Here is a 210-nt window from a genome sequence, read left to right as displayed (position 1 = left end):
ATTAACTCTAAACCATTAATAATTTGCAAAGCTTCAGAAGAGGATAAAACTTTTGTTTTGCCCAGCATTTTCGCATGAGCAATTGAGCAATCTAAATCTTCTAAAATAAGCTTTCTATCAAAACGAATTGAGGCATTAAACTTTTCAATAAAAGGGTTAAGTGCATTATCAAACCTTTTACTCCAAACTTTTGCCATATCAATAAGTAAT

At 30.0% G+C, this 210-nt stretch carries 1 pseudogene; it reads right to left on the bottom strand.

Annotated features, from left to right (window positions below):
• A pseudogene (locus tag AMO19_RS03390) lies at positions 1-197 on the bottom strand (argininosuccinate lyase); the annotation flags it as partial.
• Positions 198-210: the final 13 nt, after the last annotated feature.

It is taken from the genome of Prochlorococcus marinus, from assembly GCF_001180245.1.
In the GTDB taxonomy this organism is placed as follows: domain Bacteria; phylum Cyanobacteriota; class Cyanobacteriia; order PCC-6307; family Cyanobiaceae; genus Prochlorococcus_A; species Prochlorococcus_A marinus_F.
Note: the sequence above shows the minus strand (reverse complement) of the source record. Positions and strands in the feature narration are given on the sequence as shown.